This is a genomic window from Actinocatenispora rupis (genome assembly GCF_016861975.1).
In the GTDB taxonomy this organism is placed as follows: Bacteria; Actinomycetota; Actinomycetes; order Mycobacteriales; family Micromonosporaceae; genus Actinocatenispora; species Actinocatenispora rupis.
Map to the genome: position 1 here is coordinate 57827 of NZ_BOMB01000019.1, position 24758 is coordinate 82584.

Here is a 24758-nt window from a genome sequence, read left to right on the forward strand (position 1 = left end):
CCCATGGCGCTTGCGGATGGTCGGCCCGCGCGGGACGCCCGGATTCCAGGCCGCGTGCGCCGGTGCGGGCAGATCCGGCCAGCCGCGGGCACGTACGCGGAGGCGTCGCGGTAACAGTACGAGCGTTATGCTATGCGTCGTGACCGAGTCGATTTCCAGCCTGCGCGACCGGGCGGAGCAGGTGCTGCCGCCCGCCACCTGGGACTTCGTTGCCGCGGGTGCTGGCCGCGAGTCCACCGTGACCGGCAACGAGGCGGCCTGGGACCGGTGGTGGCTGCGGCCCCGGACGATGGTCGACGTCGGTACGGTCGACACCGCCACCACGGTGCTCGGCGGCCCCGTCGCCACGCCGGTACTGCTGGCGCCGGCGGGACGGCAGCGGGCCCTGCATCCCGACGGCGAGGTCGCGGTGGCCGCCGCGGCCGGCGCCGCCGGCACCGTGTACTGCCTGGCCACCAGCGCCACCACCGACCTGCACGACCTCGCCGGGCTGCCCGGCCGCCGCTGGCTCCAGCTGTACGTCAGCGAGGACCGGGAGCAGACCCGCCGGGTGGTCGAGAACGCCGCGGCGGCCGGGTACGAACGGATCGTGCTCACCCTGGACCGGCCGGTCGAGGGGAACCGCCCGCGGTCCCGGCGGCACGGCACGCTCGGCCCGCTGCCGCCCGGCGCCGCCGTCACCACCCACCTGGGCGACGGATCGACGCGCGCGCACGTACCGAGCCGGTGGGACCGGTCGCTGACCTGGGCGGACCTGGACTGGCTGACCGCGCTGGGGTTACCCCTCACGGTCAAGGGCGTGCTGCGCGCCGACGACGCGGTCCGCGCGGCCGGGCACGGCGCCGACAGTATCGTCGTGTCCAACCACGGCGGACGGCAACTCGACGGCACCGTACCGACGGCCGTCGCGCTGCCCGAGGTGGCCGCCGCCGTCGACGTCCCGGTACTGGTCGACGGCGGGATCCGTACCGGCGGCGCGGTGTTCCGGGCGCTCGCGCTCGGCGCCGACGCCGTCCTGGTCGGCCGGCCGTACCTGTGGGGGCTGGCCGCCGCGGGCGAGGCCGGCGTACGCGCGGTGCTCGACACGCTCACCGCGGAGCTGCGCGACACGATGACGCTGGCCGGCTGTCCCACGATCGCCGATATCACCGCCGACCTGCTCACCCCCGCCACCTGCTGAAACGGGGCCGGTGAATCCCGGCGGTCCCGCCGTGCGCGCGTGACCGCCAGGAGCTCGGCGCCGTTCTCCCCGCGGTACGCCACGCGCCGGCGCCGACCGCGACACGGCGGGCGGCAGCCGACGGATCCGTACCCGGTGGGTGGTCGTGGTCGGCGGCACCGCGTCCCGGGGCGCAGGTGACCGACGGTTGCTCCTCGCCGGTCTTGCGGATGGTTGTCCGTCCCACGGACGAGGGACGTTGTCACGATCGGTGAACCGCGGGGGAGACCCTGCCGCGGGCCGGGACGACGGTGTCGGTACGTTCGGGCCCTGGCCGCGTCCCCTCGTGCCTGTCGGCGTCGAACGGTCGCTCGGGCCGTACGTCCGCTTCGGCACGAGCGCCTGCCTGGGGCGATCCCGTCGCGGGTCGCCCCGCGTACCCACCGGTCGGCGCTCCTGGACGCGACATCCCGGCGCGCGACGTGGAGCTGTCCAAAGGTCGGAGGGAACCGGCCGTGCGTCGGAACCCTCCCCTTACCGTCAGGTACTTAGGGTGATGGGCATGGCGGCGCCGGACGGTTGGCTTCGGCTTCTGGAGGAGCTGCTGGAGGCGGAGCATCGGCAGGCCCGGGCCCTCCAGCGGCTCGCCGACGCGCGGCGTGAGTTGGCGGCGGACGGAAACGGCTCACCTGCCGCGGTCCGCCGGGTTCGGATCGCCGAAGCCGCCGTCGACCGCGCCGGCAGCTACGTCCGCCGGGTACGGAACGCGCTGGACGAGTACGGCGCCGGGCGAGGTGGTGGCGAGTCCGCGGGCGGGCACGGCGGCTCCAGCAACCCCGGGACTGGCCCGGACGGCCAGAAGTCGGCCGACGATCGGTGAGGCGCCTGCGGACGGGCCGGAGGCACGACGGTGGACCGGAGCGGTCCCGGCGGTTGCCGCCACGGGCCATGCCGGGGCGGCCCGGAGCGGTGCCCCGTCGTACTCGTCTCGCGGACGGCAGGCGGACACCCGCGTCGGGCCCCGTGCGGGGGCGCAGGTTCAGCCCCGCAGCGGGCGGAGGGACGCGGCGAGGAGCGCGACGCCTTCGGTGATGGCGCGTTCGGAGAGCGTGGCGTAGCCGAAGATCAGGCCGCCGCGACCGCCGTGACCCAGCCGGTACTGCCCGACGCCGTGCAGGCGTACGCCGTGTGCCGCGGCGGCGGCCACGACCTCCGCCTCGTCGAGGTACGGCGGCAGCCAGGCCACCACGTGCTGGCCGGCCGCGACACCGACCGGTTCCAGGTCGGGCAGGTGCCTTCGCAGGGCGGCCAGCAGGACGTCCCGGCGGCGGCGGTACACGGGGCGCATGCGCCGCAGGTGCCGGTCGAACTCGCCGCGGTTGAGGAAGTCGGCGAAGGTCAGCTGGTCGATGACCGACGAGCCCCGGTCGGCGAGCAGCTTGGCGGCGGCGACGGCGTCGACCAGACCGGGCGGTACCAGCAGCCAGCCGAGGCGCAGGCCGGGCGCGAGGGTCTTGCTCGCCGTGCCGCAGTACACGACGCGGTCGGGTGCCAGGCCCTGGATCGCGCCGACGGCCGGCCGGTCGTAGCGGTACTCGGCGTCGTAGTCGTCCTCGATCACGTACGCGTCGTGCCGGCGCGCCCAGCCGATCACCCGGGCGCGGGCGTCGGCGGAGAGGCCGCCGCCGGTGGGCCACTGGTGCGACGGGGTGAGTACGACGGCGTCCGCGTCCGCCGTGTCGAGGTCCTCGACCAGGATGCCGTCGCGGCCGACCGGGATGCCGACGAGCTCCAGTCCTGCGGTACGGGCGAGCGGGCGGGCGTCGTCGTTCGGCGAGGGGTCCTCGACGGCGAGCCGCCGGGCTCCGCGCGCCGCGAGTACCTGGATGAGCAGGCCGATGCCCTGGCCGTACCCGTTGCAGATCACGAGGTTCCCGGCCGCGGCGACGGTGCCACGGACGCGGTTGAGGTAGTCGGCGAGCGCCTCGCGCAGCTCGGGGACGCCGTTGCCGTCGAGGTACGCGAACCGCTCGTCGGGCGTGGTGGTGAGCACCGTACGGACCGAGCGCAGCCACGCCGCCCGGGGGAACGTGGAGACGTCGGTCCGGCCGTACCCGAAGTCGACGGTGAACGTCGAGGCGCGCTCGGTGCGCGGGCCGGCCGGCACGGGTGCGGACTCGGCCGCCACCTGCGTGTAGCCGCCGGACCGGCTGGTCAGGTAGCCCTCCGCGACGAGCTGCTGGTACGCCTCGACCACGACGCCGCGCGACACCCCGAGCGCGGCGGCGAGCGTACGGGTGGGCGGCAGCGAGGCGCCGCGCCGGAGCCGGCCGGACTGGACGCCGGTACGGATCGCGGCCTCGATCTGCCGGTGCAGCGGGGCGCCGGTGTGGTCGAGCTCGATGAGCAGGTCCTCGGCCGAGCTCGAATTGGTCCTCGTTCGGCCCATGGAATTGGACCTTACCGCGGGTACCGATTCCCGTCAGGCTCGAAGGCATGAACGCAGCGACCAGCATCGACCTCGACGGACAGCTCCTCACACCGCGCGACGCCGGCTACGACGCCGCCCGTACCGTCTGGAACGCCATGATCGACCGGCGGCCCCGCATGATCGTGCGCGCCGCGAGCGTCGCCGACGTGGTGACCGCGGTACGCCTGGCCCGCGACCTCGACCTGGAACTCGGGGTGCGGTGCGGCGGGCACAACGTGACCGGGTGCGCCGTCCCCGACGGCGGCCTGATGATCGACCTGACCCCGCTGAACGAGGTGCGGGTCGACCCGCAGCGGCGGCGGGCCCGGGTGCAGGGCGGCGCGCTGCTCGGCGCGCTCGACCGGGCGACCCAGCCGTACGGCCTGGCCACGACCGCCGGCAACGTCTCGCACACCGGCGTCGGCGGTCTCACCCTCGGCGGCGGCATGGGATGGCTGGCCCGCCAGTACGGGCTCGCCTGCGACAACGTGGTGTCGTACACGGTGGTCACGGCCGACGGCGAGGTCGTGACCGCGAGCCGTACCGAGAACCCCGACCTGTTCTGGGGACTGCGCGGGGGTGGCGGCAACTTCGGCATCGTCACCGAGTTCGAGTTCCAGCTGCACCCCACCGGTACGCGGACGCTGGTCGCCGAGTTCGACGTCCGCGCCGAGGACGCCGTGCCCGTACTCGAAGGCTGGCGCGACCTCGCCGCCGTCGCGCCCCGCCAGGCCACCTTCACCGCCGGCGTCAGCAGCACGCCAGCGGGCCCGATCGCGACCGTCGGGTACGTCTGGGTCGGCGATCCGGCACAGGCCCGCCGCCTGCTGCCGGCGATGCGCGCGCTCGGCCGCCCCGTCGCCGCCCGGGTCACCACCCCGTCCTACCTCGAACTCCAGCGGCGCGACGACACGACCGGCGCCCACACCTTCCGCCGGTACTCCGCCGGCCGGTACCTGGCGGAGTTCCCGACCGCGGCGATCGAGGCGTTCCTGCTGCGCGGCGCGACCGACCTGCACGCCGGTACGTGGCTGCCCGGAGTCGGGCTGCAGGCGCACGGCGGCGCGATCGCCGACGTACCGGACGCCGACGCCGCGTTCGGCCACCGCGGCACCATGTTCGAGTACGGCGCCGGTACCCGCTGGACCGACCCGGCCGAGGACGACGCGCGGATGAGCGCCGCACGCGACGCCGGAACCGCACTGGACCCGTACGCGAGCGGGGTGTACGTCAACTCGCTGACCGCCGACGACGGGCAGCGCGGGATCCGCCGGGCCTACCCGGCGGCGAAGCTGGCCCGGCTGGCCGCGCTGAAGACCGGGTGGGATCCGGCCAACGTCTTCCACCTCAACCAGAACGTCAAGCCGGCCTGATCAGGTGCGCCGTCCGGCGGTCGGGCCGGCGGGTGTCGTCGGTGCGGTGCCTCCGGCGGCGACCGGCCGGGCGGACGGTCGCCGCCCACCGTACGATCGCCGCGCCGGCCGTCCCGCCACGAGCGCGGCAAGCGGGAACCGCCACCACACTGCCCGCTTGCCGCTACGCCGAAGTCACGAGTCGAGCGGGTCGGTCCCGTCACCGGGCGGGGTGGGAGCCTTCGCCGGCGGGCACACGCACAGCCCGTTGGCGACGATCAGTGCGGCACGTTCCACGGTGTACTCGCCGCGGTCTCGTACCACCACGGGCCGGTGGCAGCGCGGACACACGGCAACACTGGCCGACTCCGTCATGACGAATCCCCCGTGTGGCAGGCCGGTTTCCCGGTTCAACGCTGCCCGGCGCCCAGGGTTATTCGCTGCACCTTGCGGTGCGCTACCTGCGGATCGTCGGCTCGGGCGCACCGAGCGGCCGCGGTCTCGCGGCGACCGCGCTGGGTACGCCCGCGTCCACCTCGCGTTCGTCGCCCGACCACGTACGGGCGGGTCATGCCCGGTACCCGGCGGACGTCAGCCGGCGCTGGCCGCGCTGCGCATCGCCTCGATGGCGCGCTCGGCCGCGTCCGGGGTGTGGCGTCCCAGCCCGCAGGCCGTGGCCACCGCATGGGCGGGACGGCCCGCGGCGGCCTCGAACTGCGCGAGGCTCTCCACGCCCGACTCCGGCTCGGCGGCCGAGGCGACGCCGGCGATCAGCGGCCACTCGTCGGCGAGCCCGGCCAACGGTCGGTAGAACGCGGGATCGGTGGGCGCGGGGTGCGCCCCGTACGCGCAGGGGACGTGCACGGGCACCAGGTCCCGGCCGCGCCGGTGCAGCGCCCGGCCCAGCGCGTTGAGCAGCCGTACCGCGGGGGCCAGGCTGGTCGGCGCCATCAACTCGGCGTGCTGGTAGTCGCCGTAGCACAGGTGCAGGACCGGGTGCACGGTCGCGGGCAGCCGCGCCAGCAGGCCGGCGAGCTGCGCGGCCACCCGCCGCGCCAGCAGGTCCCGTACGCCGGGCAGGGAGTCGGTGCGGACCATGCTCAGCAGCGCGATCGGCGACTCGATCTGCCACACCAGCTCGTCGGCGACGTCGCTCAACCCGGTGATCTCGTCGACCACCGCATCGGTGAACGTCGGGACGTGTCGCAGCGCGGTCACCAGCGCGCCGGCGTGCCGTACGGCCGGCCCCAGCGGCAGGTTGGTGGCGACCGCCGCCCCGCCGAACGCGAACGCCGACAGGTCCAGCGGGCTGGGCTGGCTGATCTGCAGGCGGACGTCCGCGAGAGCGGGATCCCGTTCGCGCAGTGCGCGGAAGGCGGCGAGGACCTCCCGGATCCGGTCGGCGCGGCCCATCGTCACGTCTTCCGGCCGCAGCGTGTGCCCGGAGCGCACCCGGTAGACCCGCATGTCGTCGTAGTGGGCGTACTCACCGGCCCGACCGACCTCGAACGCGTCGCGGCCGGAGAGGCTGCGCAGGTACGCGACGACCCAGTCCGGGTCCAGGTCGCGGGGGAGTGCGGTGACCGGGTGCGGCGCGGACTGCTTGAGCAACCAGGACAGCACCTCGGCGTCGTCGAGGGCGGTCAGCTCGGCCGGGAGCGACCCGACGAAGTGCAACAGGAGACGTCGCATGGCAGTCACACCTCGGTTGTCGGGCGGAGCCGCACGGCTCCACGTGATCGCGTACGGCTGGACCGGTGCGGCTCCCCGACCCAGCGTGGGTGCGGGGAGCGTACTTCACCGCAACCACCGGCAAAAGACCCGGAACGACCAGCGCGGCCGATCTCCCGACCCCGGACCCGCAGCAGGTCCGCAGTTCCTCGGCGGGGGACGCCGATCCGGGCGCGACACGGCCCGTCTTCCGCCGCCCCGAGAGCCGGGCGGGACTGCTACGCCGGCCATGCGGGTATCGCCAGCACCGTGGCGCGGGCTGCGCGGGTTCCAGGGCGGCGTCGGCCAGCCGCCTCCCGTACGATGGCGGGCCATGGACGACGAGTTCGTGGCATCGACGGCGCACGCCGTACTGGGGGTCGAGTCGCCGGCTGGGCCGGTCGACCTCGGCTGTATGCAGGTTCCGCTCCTGCTCGACGCGTTCGAGTCCCGGCCGCCGAACCCGGTCAGCCCGGTCGGCGAGTGGTACGCCGTGCCCACCGCCGACCAGCCCGCGCTGCTGGACGCCTGCGGACTGACCGACCCGACCCCGGCGACGTACGACGCGGCCCAGACGCTGGGCCGGAGCGCCCAGGCGTACGTCAGCCCGGTGGTGGACGGCTGGACGTTCGTCTTCGGCGAGCTCCGCAGTACTCCCGAGGAGAGCCGCGACCTCTGCACCGCGCTGAGCCTGCGCTTCGGTACCGCCCTGTGGTTCGGCCGGGTCGAGAGCGGTGGCTGCGGCGACAGCGGCTGGTGGTGCCTGGCCGAGAACGGCACCCTGGTCCGCTACAACTACCAGGACGAGGATGGTCGGGATGCGGAGCGCGGCGCACCGCACGAAGCCGAGATCGTCGACGACGATGACGACGACCTCGACTGGTGGGACGTCGTCTCCCTGATCGCCGCCCGCACCACGGTCGACCTGGAGGATCTCGGCCCGCACACGACGGTCGACGGCCACGGTGCCTTCGTGAGCACCGCGCGAGGCTGATCGGCAAGCCTCGACCCCGGGGTCCGGCCGACATCCGCGAGACACCGGAAGCCGCGGCGGCGAGCCTGCACCCGCCGCGGACCTGCCGTGCCCTCGCGCGCGACGCGGTCGTCGTACCAGGAAAACCATCTCGTGCCGCCGCCCGGCAGCGTTCACCGGGCGGCGGCACGGCGCGGTCAGCCTCGGGCTAGCTGCGCGTTCGCGTCCTTCTCGGCGTCGGCGAGCGCCCGCCGTACGCTGACCTGGCCGAGTAGCGCAGCCTGCAGGTGCGGCTTGATGACGTCCATCAGCTGCCGCGGTGCGCTCGCGTTGGTGACTCCGGTCTTCATCCGCCCGAGGTACTTTTCGGTGTCGCCGATCAGCGGCTGCTTGGCGAGCAGGCTGCCGGCCGAGACGCGTGGCGACGAGTAGCCGTGGGAGACGTCGAACTGGGTGAGCTGCGTCGGTGCCGCCACCCACTGCACCCACGCCTTGGCCGCGGCGATGTGGCTCGACCCGGACAGCACGCTCAGGCCGCCGACCGTGCCGTAGTCGACCGACGTGGCCTGCGTGAGGGGCGCCGCGGCGACCCAGTCGGAGGCCTTGAATCCGGGGCAGCTGGCCACCTCGGCGGTCGCGCTGGCGAAGCCCATCGCGGCCTTGCCCGTACAGAGGACGCCCTGATCGGGTTTGGGTGTCGTGACCAGGCTTGCTCGCGGCACGTACCCCTTGTCGACGAGAGTCTTCACGAACGTCAGGGCCTTCACTCCGGCCGGCGAGTTGAACGCGGCCTTCTTGCCGTCCTTGGTCAGGACGGACCCGCCTGCCTGCCACAGGAACGGGTAGAAGGTCTGGTTCAGGGACGAGTCGGCGCCGCCGACGTAGTCGGTGAGGTAGCGGCCCTTCGCCTTGAGCTTCGCGCCGTCGGCCAGTGCCTCGTCCCAGGTGGCCGGAGGCGCCGTGATCCCGGCCTTCGCGAGTACCTTCTTGTTGGCGAGCGTCGTGGTCACCGACATCAGGACCGGCACGCCGTACAGGGTCTCCCGGTAGCTCATCGCCGACAGCGCGTTCGGCCGGAAGTCCTTCCTGTCCTTGGCGATCACGTCCGAGACGTCCGCGAGAGCCCCGGTGCTCGCGTACTGCGGCACCTGGTCGGGGATCACGTAGACCACGTCGGGCCCCTTGCCGCCGGCGATGGCGGTGGTGAGCTGCTCGTCGCGGTTCGCCCAGGGCTGGACGACCACCTTCACCTTCGCCTTGGGGTACTTCTTCGCGAAGGCCGCCGCCCTGGACTTCCACCAGCTGTTCTCGATGGTGGCGTTGATGGGATAGATCCACATGGTGACCGTTCCGGTGACCGCGCTCGGATCGGACGGTACTTTCCCGTCTCCCGCGCCGCACGCGGACAGCGCGGACAGTACGAGCGCGCCCGCCAGGACCAGTGCGGTCGACTTGCCCCATCGCATGTGGTGACTCCTTGCTCTCCGGGCGACCCTGGCGGGCACCGTTGGTTGTCTGTTCGTCCGGATCACGTGACTCCGCCTCGTTGCGACGTCCCGATCGGATCCCGCCTGCTGCACACCCGACCTCGCTCCGCTGGTGGCCACGGCCGCCGGATCGCGCAGCGCGGTGGCGCCCGACGGTGTGCGCCGGGCGCCACCACACGCAGGTCCCGCTCGGGTTACGGGGACTGGGGGGTGATGCGGATCAGATGGGTGCCGCGGATCGCAACGATGTCGCCGTCGCCGGCGACGGTGAAGTGCTCGATGTTCGTGGCGACGACGGGTCCGGTCAGCGTCGCCGGGTCGAGCCTGCGCAACGTCCCCAGGATGTTCGCGTACAGGGCACCGTCGGCGCCGAACCGCAGCTCCGCCGAGGTCCACACACTCGTACCGTCCGACCAGTCGTACGGCGCGAGTTCCGCGGTGCGCAGTACGGTCCGGGTCGCAGGATCGAACTCGAAGACCTTGCCGGCCGTCGCACCGAAGACGTGCCCGTCCGGGGCGACCGCGAGCGCGGTCACCGCCCGTTCCCCGGGAAGCGGCACACCCTGCCAGGTCACCTGGCCGCTCGCCGGATCGTAGAGGAAGAGTTTGCCGTCGGTCTGGGTCGGTGCCTTGCCGAGACCGCCGTAGACCGACGTGCCACCGATCACGACACCGTCCGAAGAGGACAGAGCGGTGATGCTCTGGTCCGGCACGATGTTGCGTCGCGTGGTCAGCGCGCCGTCCGTACCGATGACGCTGAGCGCACCGCCGAGCGTGCCGTAGTCCGGGACGCTGCCCATCACGACCGTGTCGCCCACCGAGGTCCACGCGACCGGCCTGTCCTGGCCGGCATCGGCGGTCGAACCGAGCGGAGCCGGGTTGGTGCCCGCGGCGAACGGCCGCGCCGGGTCGAACGCGAAGAGCTGGGCGTGCGGGTAGACCCCGAAGTACAGGCGGCCGTTGGCGCTGGTCATGCCCTCGACCTGGCCGACGACGCCCTCGGGGTACGCCTCCGTCGCGCCCGCGGCGGGGTCGACCGCGGCGAGCCCGCCGGACTGCGCGCCACTGGTGTAGACCCGGCCGTCGGGTCCGGTGCCGACCGACCGGAGGTGGATCGGCTGTCCCCGTACCGGAGTGTCGACGACCCGCTGCGCACCCGTGTCCGGGTTGTAGAGCCAGACCTTGCCGTAGATGTCGGCCATCGCCAGGGTCAGGTCCGGGAACTCGGCGCCGGAGACGTGCAGCCAGGCGAAGCCGCGGCTGGACGACGAGATCGTCCGCCCCGTGTCGCTGACCTGGTGGCTACGCAGCCCGAACGCCTTCAGCCGCCCGTCGCTGGTCACGTAGTAGACGCGGTGGTCCCGGCTCGGCTCGGAGACCTGCAACCCCTTGGTGGCGCCGAGGTCGGCGATCCAGGCCTTCGCCGCGAGGTCGTACACGAGGAGGTGGCTGGAGTTGGTGAGGCGGGCGAACAGGTAGCCGTCGCGGGCGTCGAGGTCGTAGACGTACCCCTCGCTCCGGTACTGCTCGGGCAGCGGGATCTCGGTCTTCGTGCCACTGCTCGCGTCGATGGCGAACAGGTGTGCCGTCACGCTGCCCAGCCCGACGTAGATCGTGCCGTCCTCGTACGCGATCGACCGTGCGTTCTGCGAGTCCGTGCTGACCTGCCCGTAGTCGCGGGACTTCCCGGTCGCCGGGTCGAAGGAGAAGACCTTGCCGTCGGGGTACGTCCCCCCGTAGATCACGCCGTCGTCGCCGACGGTCAGCCGCCAGATCCAGTTCTCGCTGGCGACCGGTCGGCCCAGGTCGGTGACGGCGTCGTCGCCCGGCCGGTACCGGAAGAGGTGCCCGTCGGACCACGAGCCGATGTACGCGGCGCCGTCGAGCCCGGTGACGATGGCCCACGAGCCACTCGAACCCGGCAGCGTGAAGTCGCCGACGAGCGTGTTCGTCGCGAGGTCGACCACCTCGAACGCGGCGGGACTGCCGTTGAGCGGCAGGTAGGCGACCTGGTGTCCGTTGGGCAGCCTGCCGAAGGCGGCCGCGTAGATCCCGACCTTGCGGATCGGCTCACCGAGGTCGGTCTCGCGGTAGGCGGCCGGGGCGACGCGTACGTCGTCGACGTACGCGGTGGTCTGCGCGTAGCCGCTGGAGTAGAGCAGGACCGAGGCGGACGCGGCGCCCGCCGGCGCGGTCGCGGTCAGTGCGGCGGGTTGCCAACTGCCGGCGGTCGTCTGGAAGAACTTCTCGCTCTTGCCGACCTGGGTGCCGGCGGCGTCGAAGAACAGCAGGTACAGCCCGGGACTGCCGGTGGTCCGGTTGATCTGCGCCACCAGCGTGTACGCGCGGTCGGCGGTGACCGGGAACCTGGCGCTCTCCAGCCCGGCCGGGTCGGTCGTACTCGTGTCGGTCATCTCGACGCTGTGGTCGCCCTCGGCCGCCGTGGTGTCGACCGCCCGGAACGACGGCGTACTCCCGTAGGTCTGGGTCCAGTCCGGGATCGGGTCACCGACCTGTTCGAAGCCGCCGTTGGTCGGACAGTCGCCGGCGGCGGCAGCGCCGGTGGCGATCACCGTCGAGCCGCTCACCGCCAGCGCGGCGGCGGTGAGGGGAACCAACCAGCGGAACGCCGGTCGTCGTCGCATGGTGCCCTCCTCTGGGCAGGGATCATCCACACAGGACTGTCCATTGTGGGCAGTACTGTGGTGGCGTCAGCGGGTCGAGGACTCGCGGATGACGAGTTCGGTGGGGATGATGCGCGGTCCGGTCGGCGGATCGGCGCCGCCGATCAGGTCCACGAGCAGGCGCGCCGCCGCCTCGCCCATCCGGTACATCGGTTGCCGGACGGTCGTCAGCGGCGGCACCGCGAGGGCGGCGGCAGGGATGTCGTCGAACCCCGCCACCCGTACGTCGTCCGGGACGCGGACACCCTTGTCGCGCAGCATGCGCAGCGCACCGAGCGCCACCATGTCACCCACCGCCAGGATCGTGTCCAGCCCCGCACAGCGCGACAACAGCTCGCCGGTCGCCTGGTACGCCTCGGGTTCGCTCATGTCCGTACGCAGCACGAGGTCCTCGCGCAGCGTCAGGTCGCGCTCGGCCAGTGCGCGGCGCCACCCCCTGTCGCGTTCGGCGCAGAAGGTGAAGTCCGCCGGCCCGGTGATGACGCCGATCCGTTGCGCCCCCACGTCGGCGAGATGCGCGGCCACCTCGTACGCGCCGCGCTCGTTGGTGGTGGCCACCGACGGATAGTCGGGGCGGCTGACCCGGTCGTCGATCATCACCACCGGGAAACCCCGCCGTACATGGAGGTCCCGCAGTTCGGCGAGACCGCCCGGCGGTTCGATCGCGACGACACCGTCGATCGCGCTGCTCTCGACCTGCCGTACGAACGAGGCGAGCGACTGGTCGCCGCGCAGCAACGTCTGGAGCACCAGCGCATAGCCCTGCGCCTCGGCCTCGGTGGCGATGCCGCCCAGGACCTCCAGCATCCACGGCCAGGCTAGTGACGGTACGAGCATGCCGATGGTGCGCTGGCTGCCGCGGGCGAGCCGTACCGCGCTCGCGCTCGGAACGTAGCCGAGCCGGTCCGCGGCGGCCCGAACCCGTTCCACGGTGGCGGCGCCGACGTCCGGGTGGTCGTTGAGTGCCCGCGACGCGGACGCCTTCGACACCCCGGCGGCCGCCGCCACCTGCGCGATCGTCACCCGAGCCATGCACTCCTCCGACCCGCCTGGAACCGGTTCCAGAGAACATAGCCACGTACCGGTGACGCCGTCAATGGGCCCGCGCCGTTTCGCGACCGTGCCGCACCAGGCACGCGTACCTCATGTCGGCGTCCCGAGGCCTCGTTCGCCGTCCCTCGGCGTGGCCGCTGTCGTTGCGAGCGGCCAGACGCCGACGCCCACCGCCACCGGCTCCCTGGCCGTTCGTCCATAGTGGACAGAAACTCGACGGGTACGCCGAGCGCACCGAGGCGCGGTCGGGATCGCCACCGGTCCGTGTGCCGGGGCCGAGAACGGGTATCCCGCTGGTACGAGGAGGTGGCAGCGATGGGGGAGCGTGACCGACGAGACGTGCCCGAGTCCAAGGACGCCGAGGACACCGCCGTACCGAAGTTCGACGTCGCCGAGGAGATTCCGGCTGGTGTGGGACGGGCCGGCGCCGCGGCGTTGCCGGACGACGGGGACGACGAGGAGTACGAGGAGCCCAGCCCGGAGGAGTAGGCCGGCGCAGAGCGGGCCGCCGGAGATCAGTCCATTGTGGACGCGCCCACCGCGTCGGCCATCAGTTCCCGTGCGCGGTCCAGTATCCGGTGGGTCGACCTGCGGTCGTCCAGGCCGGAGATGGCGAGTACGTCGGAACCGAACACGTCGGCGCCGAGTACGCGCGCGGTGTCCGGGTCGGTGCCCCGGCCCTGCTTGTGCCCGGGCGGCGTGAACGGAACGTACCCGCCGGCGCGGAAGGCGGCGAGGGCATCGAGTACCGGTGCCTGGGTGTGATCCACGGAGTGGAAACCGCACCGACGACGCTGCGGGAAACCTGGGTTTGCCGGGGAAGTACGCGGGCACCGGACAACCATGCGGTACCCGATGCCCACGCTGACGTCCCTGGCCGAGGTCGCGCAGGTCCTCGAACACCACCGCGACGTGTACGTGCGGTGGTCGGCGGGCCCCGAGTCCGACTGCGTACAGGAGGGCAGCGTCGACGCGCTGACCGGGGCGGACCTGCCCGGCCTGTCGGCCAACCCGCTGGACGTCGCGTCCTGGTGGGAGGGTTCGGCTGCGCTCTGGGTGGCCCGCCGCCTCTACGACTACAGCCACCTGCGCGAGGAGAAGGGCGAGCACGTCCGGCCCTGGGTACTCACCGGCGAGGCCGTCGACCGTGGACCCGACAACGAACCGCTGATCCGGTGCCGCGAACCGATCGCGTGGATCGACCCGGTGGTCGTACGGGAGGCCACCGCCGAGATCGGCCGGCAGGAGGGGCCCTGGGGCACGCTGAACCGGCGCTGACACCGTCCGCGCCCGGCGTACCGAGTTCTCGCCGGCGGCCGGCTTTCCTTGCAGCCGCGCCATCGCGGCCGCGGCGCCACGGTGGGCGTCCGCGTCGCCTCAGCCCGGCATGGTCTCGCCGCCGGTCGGTGCCAGTACCTCGCCGGTGTAGTAGGACGACAGGTCGTTGCTGGCGAAGAACACGTACGAGGGCGCGATCTCGTCGGGCTGCGCGGGCCGCCGCATCGGTGCCTGGGCGCCGAAGTCCTCGACCTTCTCCGGCGGCAGGGTGGCGGGAATCAGCGGCGTCCACACCGGGCCGGGAGCCACGCAGTTCACGCGGATCCGCCGCTTCGTGAGTGCCTGGGCCAGGGAGTACGTGAGGGCGATGACGGCGCCCTTGGTGGCGGAGTAGTCGATGAGGGTCCTGTTGCCGCGCAGGCCGTTGACCGAGGAGGTGTTGACGATCGCCGCGCCGTCGGGCAGGTGGGCGAGCGCGGCCCGGCTGACCCAGAAGTACGAGTGGATGTTGACCGCGAAGGTGCGCTCCCACTGCTCGTCGCCGAGGTCGGCGGGGTCGTCGACCGGCTCCTGGTACGCGGCGTTGTTGACCAGCAGGTCCAGTCCGCCGAGGCCGGCGGCGGCGTCGTCGACGACCGCGCGGCTGTGCGCCGCCTCGGCCAGGTCCCCAGGCAGCAGGACACACCGACGGCCCTCCGCGGTGACCAGGTCGCGGGTGTGCTCGGCGTCGTCGTGTTCGGACAGGTACGCCACGGCCACGTCGGCGCCCTCCTTGGCGAACGCGACGGCCGTGGCCCGCCCGATGCCCGAGTCCCCGCCGGTGATCAGCGCCCGGCGTCCGGCCAGCAGGCCGCGGCCACGGTAGTGGCGCATCTCGTCGTGCGGCTCCGGTTCCATCTCGCCCGTCTGCCCCGGGTACGGCTGGCGCTGCGCGGGTGGTGTCGTGTGCTCCGTCATGCCCGACGCTTACCCGGGGTCCGGCGGCTCAACCCGGCCGGCCACGATCGGGTTCGTCGTGGCGGTCGGGCTGCCGGGCGCCGAAACCCCAGATGACGCCGACGATCGCCGGCCAGGCGGCGAGTACGCCGAGCGGGTTGCCGTGGGCGATGAGTACTCCGCAGACCGGCAGGACGAGCAGGAGCAGGAAGCCGGTCAGGACCCGGATGCGGCCGTACCGGTGCTCGCGCGGCAGTCGTGGCCGTCCGCGGCGCAGCCCGTCGGCGAAGCGGTGGTCGGTGGCGGTGGCGGCCCGGTCGATCTCGTCGAGCAGGCGCCGTTCCTGTTGGTTCAGCATGGTGGTGGCGTACCCGGTTGGTCGGTGTCCACGCGGCGGGTGCGGAAGCGGTCGCCGGCCGCGGCGGGTCGGTTTCGGTTCGGTCCGACCGGCGGGGATTTCCGGGGCGTGGGCGTTTGCGGGTGGGCGGATGCGGGCAACCGCTGTACGGTGCGGGCGCCCCGAGGGGGCGGGGGCCGGCGCTGCAGGTGGGGGTCCGGTGGCCCGGCGCGACGGCGCCGGGCCACCGGTGTGTCGGCAGGTGGCGCGCCGCGGCGGACCGGCTCACACCTCCCGGTCGTCGCGCCGTACGCGCCGGCGATGGCTGGTGTCGCACCACGGGTACCGGCGGCTGCGGCGGCACGTGCAGACCGCGACCACGAAACGGTCCGAACGGGCCCGGGTTCCGTCCGGCAGCACCACCTCGACAGGTCCCTCGATCAGGACCGGACCGCCGGGCACGACCCGGACGGTGCGCGCGGCGGGCGCCGGACCGGCCGGCTCAGGCGTGTGCACGGATCACCACCAGTTCCTCCGTGTACTGGTCCGGGCGGATGCGGCCCAGGCGCCGCAACCAGCTCCGCTGCCGGCGCAGTACCGGGCCGAAAGGCAGCCGCCGGCGCGCCACGACCTCGGCCGACAGCCCCGAGGCGGACAGGTCGCGCAGGGTCCGGTGTTCGTCCGACAGCGTCGACTGGACCAGCAGCAGCACCCCGTCCGGGCCGAGCAGCCGCGGTGTCGCCGCGCAGATCCGGTCCAGTACCGACCGGCCGTCCGGCCCCGCCGCCCAGCTCCGGGACCGTGGCCCCGGCGTACCGGCGGCCGGCACGTACGGCGGGTTGGCCACGACGAACTGGTACCCGCGCCGGCCAGGACGGTGCAGATCGCCGCGCTCGACGCGCACCGGTACCCGCCGCAGCGTCGCGTTGAGCCGGGCGGACAGGACGGCCAGCGGCGAGATGTCCACCGCGGTGACGTGCGCCGCGCCCCGGCGCGCGGCGACCACGGCGAGCGCGCCGCTGCCGGTGCACAGGTCGAGTACGCGGGATCCGGGCAGGGTCCGCTCAGCCGACAGCGCCCCGGCCAGCAGCCAGGTGTCGTGCTGCGCCCGGTACACGCCGGGCAGTCGAATCAACCACTGGGGCCGGATACCGCGGTACGGCCAGGTCAAACGCGCGCCGGTCACCGACCCGCCGTCTGTGTGACCAGCCAGTCGACACTGCCGGCCACGCCCAGCCCGCGCGCGGCCCGCCGCAGCCGGCCGGCACCGGTACCGGAGCGTCGCAGTCGCGCCAGCGTACGCGTGACCAGGTCCTGGTCACCGGCGTCGGCGAGTGCCGCACCGACGTGGCGTACGAGCGCGTCGAGCAGTTCGCCGGCGGCCACCCGGACGCCGCGTCCGGTCGCGACGCCCGGGCCGTCGAGGCCGTACCGGGCCGCGGACCAGACCGCTGCGGCCGCGACCTCGCCGGGCAGCTGGGGCGCCGGCCGGCCGGCGGCGGCGTCCCGTTGCGCCGTGCGTACCAGGGCGCGGGCGAGGACGGCGAGCAGCACGGACTCCTCGACGGTGCCGGCCGCGTCCGCGGCGCGCAGCTCCACGGTCGGCAGGTGCTCGGATCGCCGCGCGAGCCAGAACGACATGTGCCGGTCGACCAGGACGCCGCAGTCCACCAACCGGTCGACTGCCGCGTCGTACCGCTCCGCCGTGCCGAACGTCGGGGCGATCCCGAACCCCGGAAACCGGAACTGCAGCACCGCGCGCCAGCTGGCGTACCCGGTGTCGTCGCCGTCGTGGAACGGCGAGTTCGCGGACAGCGCGAGCAGCGTCGGCAACCACGGCCCGATCCGGTCCAGTACGGCCACCGCCGTGTCGTGGTCGGGTACGCCGACGTGGACGTGGCAGCCGCAGGCCTGGTAGTCGCGCACGACGCCGGCGTAGTACCGCTGGATCCGCTCGAACCGGTCACCGCTGGTCGGCTCGGTCCTGCCGGGCAGAACCGGCACGCCGACCGACACCAGCCGTACGCCGCAGCGGCGGGCCGCCCCGGCCAGCGCCGACCGTGCCTCGACGAGCTGGGCGTGCAGGTCCGCGGCCTCGGTACAGACCCCGCTCGCCGCCTCCACCTGGCTGCGCAGCAGCTCGCGCTTGAGTTCCGCCCGGGTCGTGGGACACGCCGCCAGCACCCGGTCCGCGGCCGGTACTGGCCGGCGGGTTCCCGGATCGACGAGCAGGAACTCCTCCTCGACGCCGAGGGTCGCGAGTTCGGCCATGCGTACCTCCCGACCGCGCCTGTACCCGCGCGTCGCGTGGCGAACCACGACCGGATCACCCGAACCGGGACTCTGCCCACCGGGAGGGTTTACCGGCGCCGGCAGCGCGCACCCCACCGTATGGGTGTCTCGACTCTTCTCGACCGCGCCGCCGCCACGTCCTGGCTGGACCGGGTCGCCCGGCCGCTGCGGGCGGCGGCAGGCGCCGTCCTGCGCCCCCGCGGCCTGCGCGAGCTGCTGCAGGGCGTCCCGATCGGCCACGCCCTCCACCCGGTACTCGTCCAGGTACCCGTCGGAGCGTGGACCAGCGCCGCGGTACTGGACCTGATGCCCGGGCAGCGCCGGGCGGCGGACGTGTTGATCTCCGTCGGGTGGCTCGGCGCCCTCCCGGCGGCCACGGCGGGCTGGGCCGACTGGTCCGCCCAGCGCCCGGAACACCAGCGCGTCGGGCTGGTGCACGTCACCGCCAACGTCCTGGCGCTCGGCCTGTACGCAGGCTCGTTGGTGGCCCGCGCCCGGGGCCGCAGGCTGCTCGGCCGTACCCTCTCCTACTCCGGGTACGCGGTGGCGGGGACGTCGGCGTACATCGGCGGGCACCTCGTGTACCGGCAGGCGGCCGCCGTCAACCACGCCGCGTCGGTGCCCTACCTGGCGCCGGGCGACTGGTCCGCGGCCGGTCCGCTGAGCGACGTACCGGAGGGTCGGCCGGTGGCCCGGATGGTCGACGGCATCCCGGTCTGCCTCTACCGCGACGGCGAGCACCTCTACGCGCTCGCGGACCGGTGCAGCCACCTGGCCGGGCCGCTGCACGACGGCGACGTGGCCGCCGGGGCGGTCACCTGTCCCTGGCACGGCAGCACGTTCGACCTGGCGGACGGCCGGCGACGGGGCGGTCCGGCCACCGCACCGCAGCCGTCGTTCGACACCCGGGTACGCGACGGCCAGGTCGAGGTCCGCTACCGCAGCGTCCGCAACCGCAGCTGAGGTACGGACGCGGGCCGTCAGGGGGCCGGCAGCGGAGTGCGCAACGACGTCCGCCCCTCGTCCCAGGCGCCCGCCAGGTGCGCGGCGAACCGGTCCTCGACGAGTCCGGTCGCCTCCACCCCGAACACCACGTCCGGCGCGAGCGCGGGTTCCGTGTCGAGCAGCCCACCCACCACGTCGTGCCGCATGACCTGTTCGTGTACGGCGTCCGCCTCGATGTGTTCGGTGTAGAACTCGGCGCACTCGTCCGGCGCGCCCATCCGTTGCAGCGCCTCGGCGAGCCGGCGCGCCGACGGCGGGGTGGTGATCTCGGCCGCCGCGAAGTGCCCGACGAGCGCGCCGCGCAGACCCTGGTGCAGGCCCAGCAGCGACATCAGGTTGACCACGGCCAGCATCGGCCCGGGTACGTCGTCCAGGTACGCCAGGTACCGTGCGTCGAGGCCCAGTCCGGCCATCAGGTCGGCGAAGAGGCGCTGGTGCATACGGTCCCCGCGCCCGGCGCCGTACTCGTCGTACTCGACGGCCACGAGCGCCGCCTTGGCCGGGCCGGACAGCCGGGGGATCACCCAGGCCTGCGGGTCGGCCTCCTTCAGGTGGTAGATCGACCGTTGCGCGACGTACTCCCGCATCTGGTCGAGGTCGCCGCGGTCCCGCAGCCGCCGCGCCAACCCGCCGCCGTCGACCGGTTCGACCAGGAGCGCGTCGATCGTCGCCGCCGCGTCCCGACCGCCCGACGTGCCGGCACGCAGCGCGTCGAGGAACGCCCGCTCCATCGTGCCCCGGAACTGCAGCAGCGCCGGATCCCACTCCCAGCCCGGATCCACGCCGGCGAACGACCGGTAGTGCAGCTCGTAGCACACGTGCAGGGCGAGCTGAAGGTCGTCACCGTACGGGTCGGCGCCGGCCACCGAGGGCGCGCGCAACGTACCTCCCGGCGGCGCGGCAAGCGCGTCGAGTACGGACGCCGACAGCACGCCGCGCGGCCGGGGCAGCTCGGGCCAGGTCACGGTTCCCCACCTTCCGGTCGCGGACCCTTCGGTCTTCCCGTCAGGCGGCCGGAGAAACGCCGCCACCCCACCGACTCGTGCCCGGCAGCGGCGTGCGCCGTCGGGTGTCGCCACGGCGTGGGCGGTCGGGGGCCACAGCAGCCGTCGTACGCCGGCCTCGCCCTCGGCGCGGTGGACCTGCTGGCCGATGCCGCCCTCCGGCGCCGACCGAGCCCGGCCGCGCCGCCCGGCGGCAGCACAGTTCCCCGGCCACCAATGGCGGTGGTTCCGGACCCGTTCGCCCGGGTCCTGCGGTACGTGCCGGCTTCGCCCACCCGACCCACCGTCCGGAACCGGCGACCGCCCACGATCCCTCGGTATCGGCAGGCGACTCGGCCGGCCCGTTGTCACCGCGAGCGGCGTACGTCCTCGGGATCGATCTGGCGGGGCGTCGCGGTGTGCGGCGGGTACGGGCGGTTGCGCCAGGCGATCCACGCGCAGGTGGCGGCGACCGCGGCCGCCGCCACCACGATCCCCGCGATCCACGCGTAGTCGACCCGGCCGTGCGCGGCCCAGACCGCCAGGACGCCGAGTTCGCCGCCGGCCAGTCCGGCGCACGCGGCGAGCAGGATCCCGGCGCGCCGCGGGGCCGGTAGCAGGAGCCGGCCGCCGACGCCGAGCACGATGGCGGCCAGGCCGACTCCGACGATTGCGATGACCATCGAGCCTCCCCTGTCGGTCGAGACCCGACAGCTACCCGGGATCCGCGGGCCCATGCCCGGGATGCGGTGGCGCCGCCCCGCAACCCGGGCAGGCGTCGCCCGGTTCTCCCTCTGCTCGCGCTTTCGCCGCGGCCGCTGTACGCCCGCGAGTGCGGGGCGGTGGTGACCGTGGAGGACCACCGGCCGGAGGGCGCACCCGGCGAGGCGGTGCTCGCGGACACCGGCACCGCGGCGCCCGTCACCCGGCTGGCCGTCCGCGACCTGCCCGGCTCCGGTACTCCGGCGGAGCTGCGGCACGCGGCGGGCATCGACGCGCAGGCGATCATGCGTGCCGCAACCTCCTTCGTACGTCCCCGTCCACCGGCGCACCAACGCTGAGCCGGCGGGCCGGACACCGTGCGGCGCAACGGTTCCGGCCCGGCGGACCTGTCGCCCCTGTCCGACGTGTACGCCCGGGTGGCAGGTGTCCGGCCGCCGGGTGCGGACCGGCCGTCCGGGGGCGGAACGGGCGGACTGCCCGGCCCGGTACCGGCCGTGCGGGTGTAACCCGCGGAGTGGCGGGCAGACGGAGGGTGGATGTTCGTCAGTGAGGGGGAGACCATGTCGGCGGAGACGGGGCACGTGACGGGTACGAAGGACAAGGACTACGACGTGATCTGGTTCGTGGAGACGTGTCTGAGCAACGTGTTGCGGTTGGAGGAGTACGCCGGGGATGCGGAGCGGGCGGGTGACGGTGAGCTGGCCGCGTTCTTCCGGCGGGCGCAGGAGAACAGCCGGAAGGGTGCGGAGCAGGGCAAGGAACTGCTCCTGCAACGCCTCGGCTGACCCGCCGGCACCCGCGGGCTCCGGCCCGTGCCGACGACACGTCGCACGCCGGGCCCGCCACCGCGCGCCCGGGGCCGACCCTCAGTCCCCGGCGGGCCTGGGCGCGCCCGTCCGTCCACAGTGGACGATGATCAGAGCGGTTTGACCAGGTCGACCGTACCGGCCCCGGTCGCCACGGTCTCGTAACCGGACGACCGGTACAGCCGGATGTTGTGGGTACTGGCGCTGCCCGTCGTGAGGCTCGCCGTACGGGTCAGCCCGGCCGGTGCCTGCGCCTCGGCGTACGTGAGGAGGGCGCGGCCGATGCCCCGGCCACGCTGGTCGGGGGCGACCATCAGCCGGCCGATCTGCCACGTGTCGCCGCTGCGCCGGGCGCGTACGGCGCCGACGAGGCGGGCGCGGTCGCGCAGGCACCACACCGACCACGTACCGAGCCAGTCTCGGACGTCGCCGGCGTCCTCGTGCAGCGCGGCGATGTCGAGGGTGTCGTTGGCGAGGGCCTCGTCGACCCAGCAACACCGTTGCAGGACAAGGATCTCGTCCGCGTCGTCGGGCGTGGCGCGGCGCAGGGTGAGCCCGTGCCACGGGTCGTCGGCCACCGGCGCGGCCGCGGCGAGCGGTGCGACGACGCTCGCGATCCGGTACAGCTCGGCGAGGGCGTCGCGCGCGCGGTCGTCCAGCGCCGGGCTGCCGGGTACGGTGCCGTCGAGGACCGTGTCGGCGATCCGCAGGAACAGGTCGGCGCCGACCGGGATCATCCGCAGCGCGGTCGTCACCTGCCGTGCCATCTGTACGCCGCGGGTGCCGGCCGACGTGTTGCCGTACCCGAGGAACAGGACCGGCTTGAACGCCCACTCGTCGTACAGGTAGTCGAGCGCGTTCTTGAGCGTCGCCGGCATCCCCCCGTTGTACTCGGGGGTCACGAGGACGATCGCGTCGGCGGCGGACACCCGGGCGCTCCACGCGCGGGAGTGCGCGTGCACGTACCGGCCGGTGGAGGGGTGGTCGGGTTCGTCGAGGAACGGCAGGCCGATGGTGGCGAGGTCGGCGATCTCGACGTCGACGCCCAGCTCGGCGGCCGTGGTTCGGGTCGCCCGGACGAACCAGTCGGCCACGGCCGGGCCGACCCGGTGCGGCCGGCTGCTGGCGACGACGACCAGTACCCGCGTTTTCTGTGACATGTCAACGAAGCTACGCCGGCTTCATTGACATGTCAACGGTAGGTACGCTGGTGCCCGTGAGCGGTACCCGATGGCTGAACGAGGACGAGGAACGCGCCTGGCGCGCCCTGCGCCGGATGCTGACCACGCTGCCCGCCCGGATCGGCCGCGACCTCGCCGACCAGGGCCTCTCCAACCCCGACTACGAGGTGCTCAGCACCCTGTCCGAACGCCCCGACCGGCGCTGGGGCCTCAAGGACTTCGCCGACAAGATGCAGTGGAGCCGCAGCCGGCTCTCCCACCACGTCGCCCGCATGGAGGCGCGCGGCCTCGTCGACCGCGAACCCGACCCGCACGACGCCCGCGGCTCCATCTACCACCTCACCGACCACGGCTTCGAGGTACTCGCCGCCGCCGCGCCCGGCCACCTCGCCTCCGTACGGCGGCGGCTGCTCGACCACCTCAGCGCCGACGAACTCGCCGTACTGGAGAAGCTCGCCACCCGCATCGCCGACCTCCCCGACTGACCACGGCATCGACGGTGCAGCGACCGGTGTTTGGCCGGGAACCGGCCGGGTAGCCGGCCAGCATGTCGAGCCGCGGCGCCGGTCGCGGCGGAACCGGAGCACGCCATGAACCCGCACCACACCCGGACGATGGTGGCGCCGGAGCGACCCGGCCCACTGCCGCCCGACCCGCCGCGGCAGCCGCCGGACCGGCCGAGCCCCATGCCGCCCGACCCGGTACCGCCGGACCGGCCGAGCCCGCTGCCGCCCGACCCGGCGCCCGAGCCGGGCCTGCCGCCGCACTGACCGCCATACGACCGACGGGTACCCGCCGGCGGTAGTGCGGGAGTACGCGCTGGTTCGCGGTGGCGCCCGCGTACCGGTGGCGTTGCCGAGGCGGCGAGCGTACTGGCTAGCTGACGGCGGGCCGCCACCAGTAACGGCCGATCGTGAGGTCCTGCAGCGCCCGCAGCCGTTCCGCGGCCATCCGCGCGCCGTCCGGACCTTCCCACGCGACGAGCAGATCCGACAGCAGGTACGCGGCTTCGCGAAGCTCGCACTCGCCGCGCAGTACGTCGACCGGGGTGCCCGTCGCCGCGGACACCACATCGAGCACGACGCCGGCGTGCGGCCCGCTGAACCGCGCGAGGAAGAACCAGTCGTCCACCGGTGCGCCGAGCCGGGCCCACTCGAAGTCCAGCAGCGCCGTCACGTCCCGGTCGCGTACGAGCCAGTTGCCCCAGTGGCAGTCGGCGTGCACCGGCACGGTCACCGGCGCGTACGCGGGGGCCTTCGCGGCGATGCGCGCCACCCCGTCCAGCACCCGCCCCGGTACTCCCCGGTCGAGTGCGGCGAGGCGGTCGAGGTCGGCGCGGAGCGCGGCGCGGCCGCTGAACCCGCCGTGGTCGAGTACCTGGCGGAGGACGGTGTGCACGGACGGTGGCGGGGTCCAGGCGTGCAGCCGGCCGAGCCGTTCGACCGCCTGCCCGGCCCACCGGCGCGCGGTCGCGGCGTCGACGCCGGGCAGCCCCATCCCCGGCGCCTTTCCCGGTACGCGGCCGTAGCAGGCGTACCGGACCGCGCGCGGGCCCGAACCGTGTACGCCGCTGGCGAGCAGCGGTGCGGTCAGCGCGGCGGGCAGGTGCGGCGCGAGGGCGATCTCGCGGCCGAGCCGGGTGTGCCGGTCGGCGTCGATGACTTTGACCACGACGTCCGCGCCGAGGAAGACGTGGTGGGACAGGCTGTCCACGGCGGCCAGCGGGCCCGGGTCGCGCCCGAGCGCCGCGGCGGCGACGGTCCGCGCGACGTCGGCGAGCATCAGTCGCCCTCGGTCCAGGCGAGCCAGGCGTCCAGCGCGGGACCGGGCGGGTTGAGCCGGCGCGCCCGGTCGGCGTTCTCCTCGTCTCCCGGTACGACCTCGGCGAGGACCAGCACCTCGGCGCGGTCCGTACCGGTGCCGAACAGGCCCTCGGCGTCGAGCTGGCGCAGCGCCGCCTCGATCGCCCGCAGCCGCAGCTCGTACTCCGCGCCGGACTCGGCGTCGTCGGCGAGGTCGAACACCTCGGGCCGGGCGGCGAACAGCTCGCGGACCGGGGCGAGGTGGTGCTCGCCGACGATCGAGAACGGCGAGTCCGCGTACGAGAAGCGCACGGCGTCGGCGTCCGGCCGCCCCGCGAGCGCCTCGTACGACCACGCGGACAGGGCCGGCCCGTACGCCTCGCCGGGGGTGGTGAGCGTGACGTAGTAGAACCGGTGGCCCGGGTTGTCCCGGTACAGCTCGGTCAGGGCGGCGCGGGTGGCGTCGGCGAGCGCCGCGGCGAGGTCCGCTTCGGTCGGTATCACCCCGACAGTGAACCGAACGGCCC

28 protein-coding genes are annotated in these 24758 nt (G+C 73.9%); 11 read left to right on the forward strand and 17 right to left on the reverse strand.

Annotation, left to right across the window (positions count from 1 at the left end; all coding sequences use genetic code 11):
- The first annotated feature begins 139 nt into the window (after positions 1–139).
- Complete coding sequence (locus Aru02nite_RS16430) at positions 140–1180, forward strand: alpha-hydroxy acid oxidase (protein ID WP_203658408.1); 1041 nt, start codon at positions 140–142, stop codon at positions 1178–1180.
- Positions 1181–1721: 541 nt separating this feature from the next.
- Positions 1722–2039 carry a hypothetical protein gene (locus Aru02nite_RS16435; protein WP_203658409.1) on the forward strand — a complete coding sequence of 106 codons (318 nt, stop codon included), beginning with the start codon at positions 1722–1724 and terminating at the stop codon, positions 2037–2039.
- 159 nt (positions 2040–2198) lie between these two features.
- Here the strand turns inward: Aru02nite_RS16435 and pdxR are convergent, their stop codons facing one another.
- On the reverse strand, positions 2199–3608 hold the full coding sequence (gene pdxR, locus Aru02nite_RS16440; RefSeq protein WP_203658410.1) for a MocR-like pyridoxine biosynthesis transcription factor PdxR: 1410 nt from the start codon (positions 3606–3608) through the stop codon (positions 2199–2201).
- Between the two features lie 47 nt (positions 3609–3655).
- Between pdxR and Aru02nite_RS16445 the strand changes: the two genes are divergently transcribed.
- The gene (locus Aru02nite_RS16445; protein ID WP_203658411.1) at positions 3656–5002 is read left to right on the forward strand and encodes an FAD-binding oxidoreductase; all 1347 of its coding nucleotides are present in this window, start codon (positions 3656–3658) and stop codon (positions 5000–5002) included.
- 174 nt (positions 5003–5176) lie between these two features.
- Here the strand turns inward: Aru02nite_RS16445 and Aru02nite_RS16450 are convergent, their stop codons facing one another.
- Both Aru02nite_RS16450 and Aru02nite_RS16455 read right to left on the reverse strand, forming a co-directional pair.
- Complete coding sequence (locus Aru02nite_RS16450) at positions 5177–5356, reverse strand: hypothetical protein (protein WP_203658412.1); 180 nt, start codon at positions 5354–5356, stop codon at positions 5177–5179.
- A gap of 216 nt (positions 5357–5572) precedes the next feature.
- On the reverse strand, positions 5573–6673 hold the full coding sequence (locus Aru02nite_RS16455; protein WP_203658413.1) for a hypothetical protein: 1101 nt from the start codon (positions 6671–6673) through the stop codon (positions 5573–5575).
- 352 nt (positions 6674–7025) lie between these two features.
- Here Aru02nite_RS16455 and Aru02nite_RS16460 point away from each other — a divergent pair, with 352 nt between their 5' ends.
- Positions 7026–7685, forward strand: a complete 660-nt coding sequence (locus tag Aru02nite_RS16460) for a hypothetical protein (protein ID WP_203658414.1) — start codon at positions 7026–7028, stop codon at positions 7683–7685.
- A 176-nt stretch (positions 7686–7861) separates the two neighbouring features.
- On the opposite strand, the gene Aru02nite_RS16465 is transcribed toward Aru02nite_RS16460, so the two are convergent.
- The 3 genes from Aru02nite_RS16465 to Aru02nite_RS16475 form a co-directional block, all read right to left on the reverse strand.
- Positions 7862–9130 carry an ABC transporter substrate-binding protein gene (locus tag Aru02nite_RS16465; protein ID WP_203658415.1) on the reverse strand — a complete coding sequence of 423 codons (1269 nt, stop codon included), beginning with the start codon at positions 9128–9130 and terminating at the stop codon, positions 7862–7864.
- Between the two features lie 215 nt (positions 9131–9345).
- Positions 9346–11796, reverse strand: a complete 2451-nt coding sequence (locus Aru02nite_RS16470; RefSeq protein WP_203658416.1) for a hypothetical protein — start codon at positions 11794–11796, stop codon at positions 9346–9348.
- A gap of 66 nt (positions 11797–11862) precedes the next feature.
- A complete protein-coding gene (locus Aru02nite_RS16475; RefSeq protein WP_203658417.1) occupies positions 11863–12867 on the reverse strand; it encodes a LacI family DNA-binding transcriptional regulator in 1005 nt (334 codons plus the stop codon).
- Positions 12868–13203: 336 nt separating this feature from the next.
- Here Aru02nite_RS16475 and Aru02nite_RS16480 point away from each other — a divergent pair, with 336 nt between their 5' ends.
- Positions 13204–13377 (forward strand): hypothetical protein, encoded by a 174-nt coding sequence (locus Aru02nite_RS16480; protein WP_203658418.1) that lies wholly within the window; start codon positions 13204–13206, stop codon positions 13375–13377.
- A gap of 26 nt (positions 13378–13403) precedes the next feature.
- Here the strand turns inward: Aru02nite_RS16480 and Aru02nite_RS16485 are convergent, their stop codons facing one another.
- A complete protein-coding gene (locus tag Aru02nite_RS16485) occupies positions 13404–13658 on the reverse strand; it encodes a hypothetical protein (protein ID WP_203658419.1) in 255 nt (84 codons plus the stop codon).
- A gap of 85 nt (positions 13659–13743) precedes the next feature.
- Between Aru02nite_RS16485 and Aru02nite_RS16490 the strand changes: the two genes are divergently transcribed.
- Positions 13744–14166, forward strand: a complete 423-nt coding sequence (locus tag Aru02nite_RS16490; protein WP_203658420.1) for a DUF6098 family protein — start codon at positions 13744–13746, stop codon at positions 14164–14166.
- Positions 14167–14265: 99 nt separating this feature from the next.
- Here Aru02nite_RS16490 and Aru02nite_RS16495 read toward each other — a convergent pair whose 3' ends face one another.
- From Aru02nite_RS16495 to Aru02nite_RS16515, 5 genes are all read right to left on the reverse strand, one after another.
- Positions 14266–15123 carry an SDR family oxidoreductase gene (locus Aru02nite_RS16495; protein ID WP_203658421.1) on the reverse strand — a complete coding sequence of 286 codons (858 nt, stop codon included), beginning with the start codon at positions 15121–15123 and terminating at the stop codon, positions 14266–14268.
- A 28-nt stretch (positions 15124–15151) separates the two neighbouring features.
- Complete coding sequence (locus Aru02nite_RS16500) at positions 15152–15460, reverse strand: DUF3040 domain-containing protein (protein ID WP_203658422.1); 309 nt, start codon at positions 15458–15460, stop codon at positions 15152–15154.
- Positions 15461–15724: 264 nt separating this feature from the next.
- A complete protein-coding gene (locus Aru02nite_RS16505; protein ID WP_203658423.1) occupies positions 15725–15955 on the reverse strand; it encodes a CDGSH iron-sulfur domain-containing protein in 231 nt (76 codons plus the stop codon).
- The gene (locus Aru02nite_RS16510) at positions 15942–16556 is read right to left on the reverse strand and encodes a HemK2/MTQ2 family protein methyltransferase (RefSeq protein WP_239076730.1); all 615 of its coding nucleotides are present in this window, start codon (positions 16554–16556) and stop codon (positions 15942–15944) included. Before Aru02nite_RS16510 ends, Aru02nite_RS16505 begins: the two co-directional genes overlap by 14 nt.
- Positions 16557–16621: 65 nt before the next feature.
- Positions 16622–17710 carry a carboxylate-amine ligase gene (locus tag Aru02nite_RS16515; protein ID WP_203658424.1) on the reverse strand — a complete coding sequence of 363 codons (1089 nt, stop codon included), beginning with the start codon at positions 17708–17710 and terminating at the stop codon, positions 16622–16624.
- A gap of 120 nt (positions 17711–17830) precedes the next feature.
- On the opposite strand from Aru02nite_RS16515, the gene Aru02nite_RS16520 reads away from it, so the two are divergent.
- Positions 17831–18694, forward strand: a complete 864-nt coding sequence (locus tag Aru02nite_RS16520) for a Rieske (2Fe-2S) protein (RefSeq protein WP_203658425.1) — start codon at positions 17831–17833, stop codon at positions 18692–18694.
- 17 nt (positions 18695–18711) lie between these two features.
- Here Aru02nite_RS16520 and Aru02nite_RS16525 read toward each other — a convergent pair whose 3' ends face one another.
- On the reverse strand, positions 18712–19701 hold the full coding sequence (locus Aru02nite_RS16525) for an iron-containing redox enzyme family protein (protein ID WP_203658426.1): 990 nt from the start codon (positions 19699–19701) through the stop codon (positions 18712–18714).
- Between the two features lie 386 nt (positions 19702–20087).
- Positions 20088–20402, reverse strand: coding sequence for a hypothetical protein (locus Aru02nite_RS16530; protein WP_203658427.1), 315 nt, complete (start codon positions 20400–20402; stop codon positions 20088–20090).
- A gap of 66 nt (positions 20403–20468) precedes the next feature.
- On the opposite strand from Aru02nite_RS16530, the gene Aru02nite_RS16535 reads away from it, so the two are divergent.
- Positions 20469–20780 (forward strand): transketolase C-terminal domain-containing protein, encoded by a 312-nt coding sequence (locus Aru02nite_RS16535; protein ID WP_275408651.1) that lies wholly within the window; start codon positions 20469–20471, stop codon positions 20778–20780.
- 198 nt (positions 20781–20978) lie between these two features.
- The gene (locus Aru02nite_RS16540) at positions 20979–21227 is read left to right on the forward strand and encodes a hypothetical protein (RefSeq protein ID WP_239076731.1); all 249 of its coding nucleotides are present in this window, start codon (positions 20979–20981) and stop codon (positions 21225–21227) included.
- Positions 21228–21358: 131 nt separating this feature from the next.
- Here Aru02nite_RS16540 and Aru02nite_RS16545 read toward each other — a convergent pair whose 3' ends face one another.
- Positions 21359–22408: a GNAT family N-acetyltransferase gene (locus Aru02nite_RS16545; RefSeq protein ID WP_203658429.1), complete on the reverse strand. Its 1050-nt coding sequence runs from the start codon at positions 22406–22408 to the stop codon at positions 21359–21361.
- A 29-nt stretch (positions 22409–22437) separates the two neighbouring features.
- Between Aru02nite_RS16545 and Aru02nite_RS16550 the strand changes: the two genes are divergently transcribed.
- Together Aru02nite_RS16550 and Aru02nite_RS16555 are read left to right on the forward strand one after the other, a co-directional pair.
- The gene (locus tag Aru02nite_RS16550; RefSeq protein ID WP_203658430.1) at positions 22438–22914 is read left to right on the forward strand and encodes a MarR family winged helix-turn-helix transcriptional regulator; all 477 of its coding nucleotides are present in this window, start codon (positions 22438–22440) and stop codon (positions 22912–22914) included.
- A gap of 105 nt (positions 22915–23019) precedes the next feature.
- Positions 23020–23199 (forward strand): hypothetical protein, encoded by a 180-nt coding sequence (locus Aru02nite_RS16555; protein ID WP_203658431.1) that lies wholly within the window; start codon positions 23020–23022, stop codon positions 23197–23199.
- Between the two features lie 106 nt (positions 23200–23305).
- Here Aru02nite_RS16555 and Aru02nite_RS16560 read toward each other — a convergent pair whose 3' ends face one another.
- Complete coding sequence (locus tag Aru02nite_RS16560; RefSeq protein ID WP_203658432.1) at positions 23306–24211, reverse strand: phosphotransferase family protein; 906 nt, start codon at positions 24209–24211, stop codon at positions 23306–23308.
- Entirely contained in the window at positions 24211–24735 is a 525-nt protein-coding gene (locus Aru02nite_RS16565) for a DUF4303 domain-containing protein (protein WP_203658433.1), read from the reverse strand. The genes Aru02nite_RS16560 and Aru02nite_RS16565 overlap by 1 nt, the downstream gene beginning before the upstream one ends.
- Between the last annotated feature and the right edge of the window lie 23 nt (positions 24736–24758).